Genomic DNA, 5,289 nt, shown 5'->3' on the forward strand with positions numbered 1-5,289 from the left:
ATAATACCTGGCGGTGACCTACTCTCACATGGGGAATCCCCACACTACCATCGGCGTTACGGCGTTTCACTTCTGAGTTCGGCATGGGGTCAGGTGGGACCACCGCACTATCGCCGCCAAGATAATCCTTTGATGATTTCTCTTCGCTTATACTTTTACTATCTTATTTCTCTTGCTCTTCTCTCTTCTTCAAAATTCAAAACAAGCTGCAAAACCTTAAAATTTTCACCCAAAAACATTTGAGCGTTGTATAGTTAAGCCTCTCGGGCAATTAGTATCCGTTAGCTCAATGGCTCACACCACTTACACACCAGACCTATCTACGTCTTAGTCTTAAACAACCCTTACCAACTTTTTGTTGGGGAGAACTCATCTCAAGGCAAGTTTCGTGCTTAGATGCTTTCAGCACTTATCTCTCCCGCATGTAGCTACCCAGCAATGCTTCTGGCGAAACAACTGGAACACCAGGGATGCGTCCACTCCGGTCCTCTCGTACTAGGAGCAGCCCCTTTCAATTCTCCAACGCCCACGGCAGATAGGGACCGAACTGTCTCACGACGTTCTAAACCCAGCTCGCGTACCACTTTAAATGGCGAACAGCCATACCCTTGGGACCTACTTCAGCCCCAGGATGTGATGAGCCGACATCGAGGTGCCAAACACCGCCGTCGATATGAACTCTTGGGCGGTATCAGCCTGTTATCCCCGGAGTACCTTTTATCCGTTGAGCGATGGCCCTTCCATTCAGAACCACCGGATCACTATGACCTGCTTTCGCACCTGCTCGACTTGTCTGTCTCGCAGTTAAGCTTGCTTATACCATTGCACTAACCTGGCGATGTCCGACCGCCATTAGCAAACCTTCGTGCTCCTCCGTTACTCTTTGGGAGGAGACCGCCCCAGTCAAACTACCCACCAGACACTGTCCGAGACCGCGTTCCGCAATCTTCGTTAGAACATCAAACGTTAAAGGGTGGTATTTCAACAACGACTCCACGATAACTGGCGTTACCGCTTCATAGTCTCCCACCTATCCTACACATCAAAATTCAAGGTTCAGTGTCAAGCTATAGTAAAGGTTCACGGGGTCTTTCCGTCTAGCCGCGGGTACACCGCATCTTCACGGCGATTTCAATTTCACTGAGTCTCGGGTGGAGACAGCCTGGCCATCATTATGCCATTCGTGCAGGTCGGAACTTACCCGACAAGGAATTTCGCTACCTTAGGACCGTTATAGTTACGGCCGCCGTTTACTGGGGCTTCGATCAGGAGCTTCTCTTGCGATTACACCATCAATTAACCTTCCAGCACCGGGCAGGCATCACACCCTATACGTCCACTTTCGTGTTTGCAGAGTGCTGTGTTTTTAATAAACAGTTGCAGCCAGCTGGTATCTTCGACCGGTTCAACCTTCGTCCGCAAGGGACTACAATCTACGCCGGCGCACCTTCTCCCGAAGTTACGGTGCTATTTTGCCTAGTTCCTTCACCCGAGTTCTCTCAAGCGCCTGAGTATTCTCTACCTGACCACCTGTGTCGGTTTATAGTACGGTTCAGTATAACCTATGCTTAGTGGCTTTTCCTGGAAGCGTGGTATCAGTTACTTCGTCTCCGTAGAGACTCGTCATCACTTCTCGGTGTTATAAACATTCGGATTTGCCTAAATGCTCCACCTACCGGCTTAAACAGACATCCAACAGTCTGATAACCTAACCTTCTCCGTCCCCACATCGCAGTTATACCAAGTACGGGAATATTAACCCGTTTCCCATCGACTACGCTTTTCAGCCTCGCCTTAGGGGCCGACTCACCCTGCCCCGATTAACGTTGGACAGGAACCCTTGGTCTTCCGGCGAACGAGTTTTTCACTCGTTTTATCGTTACTTATGTCAGCATTCGCACTTGTGATACGTCCAGCAAACCTCTCGATTCACCTTCTTCCGCTTACACAACGCTCCCCTACCCAACAGTATCTCTACTGATGCCGCAGCTTCGGTGACTCATTTTAGCCCCGTTACATCTTCCGCGCAGGCCGACTCGACTAGTGAGCTATTACGCTTTCTTTAAATGATGGCTGCTTCTAAGCCAACATCCTAGCTGTCTAAGCCTTCCCACTTCGTTTCCCACTTAATGAGCACTTTGGGACCTTAGCTGGCGGTCTGGGTTGTTTCCCTCTCCACGACGGACGTTAGCACCCGCCGTGTGTCTCCTGAGTATCACTCTTCGGTATTCGCAGTTTGCATCGGGTTGGTAAGCCGGGATGGCCCCCTAGCCGAAACAGTGCTCTACCCCCGAAGGTGTCCGCTCAAGGCTCTACCTAAATAGATTTCGGGGAGAACCAGCTATCTCCCGGTTTGATTGGCCTTTCACCCCCAGCCACAGGTCATCCGCTAATTTTTCAACATTAGTCGGTTCGGTCCTCCAATTAGTGTTACCCAATCTTCAACCTGCCCATGGCTAGATCACCGGGTTTCGGGTCTATATCATGCAACTCATTCGCCCAGTTAAGACTCGGTTTCCCTTCGGCTCCCCTATTCGGTTAACCTCGCTACATAATATAAGTCGCTGACCCATTATACAAAAGGTACGCAGTCACCCTTTCAGGCTCCCACTGCTTGTACGTACACGGTTTCAGGTTCTATTTCACTCCCTTCACCAGGGTTCTTTTCGCCTTTCCTTCACAGTACTGGTTCACTATCGGTCAATCAGGAGTATTTAGCCTTGGAGGATGGTCCCCCCTTCTTCAAACAGGATTTCTCGTGTCCCGCCCTACTTTTCGTTAGCTCAGTACCACAAAACAGACTTCGAGTACGGGGCTATCACCCTGTATCGCTTGACTTCCCAGTCAATTCCTCTGTCTCTCTCGCTATCACTAACAGGCTCTTCCGCTTTCGCTCGCCGCTACTTACAGAATCTCGGTTGATTTCTTTTCCTCGGGGTACTTAGATGTTTCAGTTCTCCCGGTTTGCCTTGCTTGACTATGTATTCATCAAGCAATAATAGATTCTTCATCTATTGGGTTTCCCCATTCGGATATCTTGGATTAAACGCTTCTTATCAACTCATCCAAGCTTTTCGCAGATTAGCACGTCCTTCTTCGCCTCTGATTGCCAAGGCATCCACCGTGTACGCTTAGTCACTTAACTATACAACCTCAAATGCTCTTCTCTTTGTTGAGTTCGCATTATTAGCTGTTATTATTCAACTAAACACTTGACTGCCTTTGTTCAGTCAAGATTTTTCAACTACTCAGACTTTCTTGCGAAAATCTCTCAGTTTTTCAGCTTGTTTCCAATTTTTTAAAGAACAAATAAGACAATATCACGTTGTGTCTATTTTATTAGACCACTAAGTGATGAAAACCATCTTTAGATGGCGTCCCCACGGGGATTCGAACCCCGGTTACCGCCGTGAAAGGGCGATGTCCTAGGCCTCTAGACGATGGGGACAACAGTTAAAGATGTTCTTGTTGTCTGCACATTTACCTTTTAATGCTTATTTTATTTTGCTTGGCCTAGTAAGTAATAAAACCTTAAGCAATAAAATGCGGTCTTTTTTCTCTACATTTCATCAAACAATCTGTGTGGACACCAGCAAGTCGTCTTTATGGTAAGGAGGTGATCCAACCGCAGGTTCCCCTACGGTTACCTTGTTACGACTTCACCCCAGTCATGAATCATACCGTGGTAAACGCCCTCCAAAAGGTTAAGCTATCTACTTCTGGTACAACCCACTCCCATGGTGTGACGGGCGGTGTGTACAAGGCCCGGGAACGTATTCACCGCAACATTCTGATTTGCGATTACTAGCGATTCCGACTTCATGGAGTCGAGTTGCAGACTCCAATCCGGACTACGATGCACTTTCTGAGATTCGCTCACCCTCGCAGGTTCGCCGCCCTCTGTATGCACCATTGTAGCACGTGTGTAGCCCTACTCGTAAGGGCCATGATGACTTGACGTCATCCCCACCTTCCTCCAGTTTATCACTGGCAGTCTCCTTTGAGTTCCCATCTTTACATGCTGGCAACAAAGGATAAGGGTTGCGCTCGTTGCGGGACTTAACCCAACATTTCACAACACGAGCTGACGACAGCCATGCAGCACCTGTCTCAGAGCTCCCGAAGGCATAACACTATCTCTAGTGTCTTCTCTGGATGTCAAGAGTAGGTAAGGTTCTTCGCGTTGCATCGAATTAAACCACATGCTCCACCGCTTGTGCGGGCCCCCGTCAATTCATTTGAGTTTTAACCTTGCGGCCGTACTCCCCAGGCGGTCGATTTATCACGTTAGCTACGGGCGCCAAGCTTTAAGCTCAACCCCCAAATCGACATCGTTTACAGCGTGGACTACCAGGGTATCTAATCCTGTTTGCTCCCCACGCTTTCGCACATGAGCGTCAGTACATTCCCAAGGGGCTGCCTTCGCCTTCGGTATTCCTCCACATCTCTACGCATTTCACCGCTACACGTGGAATTCTACCCCTCCCTAAAGTACTCTAGTTGACCAGTATGAAATGCTATTCCCAAGTTGAGCTCGGGGCTTTCACATCTCACTTAATCAACCGCCTGCGTGCCCTTTACGCCCAGTTATTCCGATTAACGCTCGCACCCTCCGTATTACCGCGGCTGCTGGCACGGAGTTAGCCGGTGCTTCTTCTGTAGGTAACGTCAATCAAACTTGCTATTCACAAGTTCGCCTTCCTCTCTACCGAAAGAACTTTACAACCCTAAGGCCTTCTTCATTCACGCGGCATGGCTGCATCAGGGTTTCCCCCATTGTGCAATATTCCCCACTGCTGCCTCCCGTAGGAGTCTGGACCGTGTCTCAGTTCCAGTGTGGCTGGTCATCCTCTCAGACCAGCTAGAGATCGTCGGCTTGGTAGGCCTTTACCCTACCAACTACCTAATCCCACTTGGGCTCATCCTATGGCAACTGGCCTTTCGGTCCCAGCCTTTCATCTTCCGATACTACGCGGTATTAGCTACAGTTTCCCGTAGTTATCCCCCTCCATAAGCTAGATTCCCAAGCATTACTCACCCGTCCGCCACTCGTCAGCGTAAGTACAAGTACTCACCTGTTACCGTTCGACTTGCATGTGTTAAGCCTGCCGCCAGCGTTCAATCTGAGCCATGATCAAACTCTTCAATTTAAAAAGTTTAATCGCTCAAAATACTGACTTATTTTCGCTAATAAATTAACTTTGTTCAGCACTTTAAGTTTCTGTTTTAATTTTTTTCAAAACGAATCTTACTCGTGCCCACACAGATTGTCTGATAAATTGTTAAAGA

General features: G+C 48.6%; 1 tRNA gene and 3 rRNA genes. All 4 read right to left on the bottom strand.

Annotated features, from left to right (window positions below):
• Positions 1 to 5 precede the first annotated feature (5 nt).
• Positions 6 to 121: ribosomal RNA gene (rrf, locus tag C8D76_RS09790) — 5S ribosomal RNA — on the bottom strand.
• 129 nt (positions 122 to 250) lie between these two features.
• Positions 251 to 3,145, bottom strand: a 23S ribosomal RNA gene (locus C8D76_RS09795).
• A gap of 227 nt (positions 3,146 to 3,372) precedes the next feature.
• Positions 3,373 to 3,448, bottom strand: a tRNA-Glu gene (locus C8D76_RS09800).
• A gap of 161 nt (positions 3,449 to 3,609) precedes the next feature.
• Positions 3,610 to 5,150: ribosomal RNA gene (locus C8D76_RS09805) — 16S ribosomal RNA — on the bottom strand.
• Together the 16S, 23S and 5S rRNA genes with 1 tRNA gene alongside form the textbook arrangement of a ribosomal RNA operon.
• Positions 5,151 to 5,289 lie beyond the last annotated feature (139 nt).

The organism is Alitibacter langaaensis DSM 22999 (genome assembly GCF_003096995.1).
Lineage (GTDB): Bacteria > Pseudomonadota > Gammaproteobacteria > Enterobacterales > Pasteurellaceae > Exercitatus > Exercitatus langaaensis.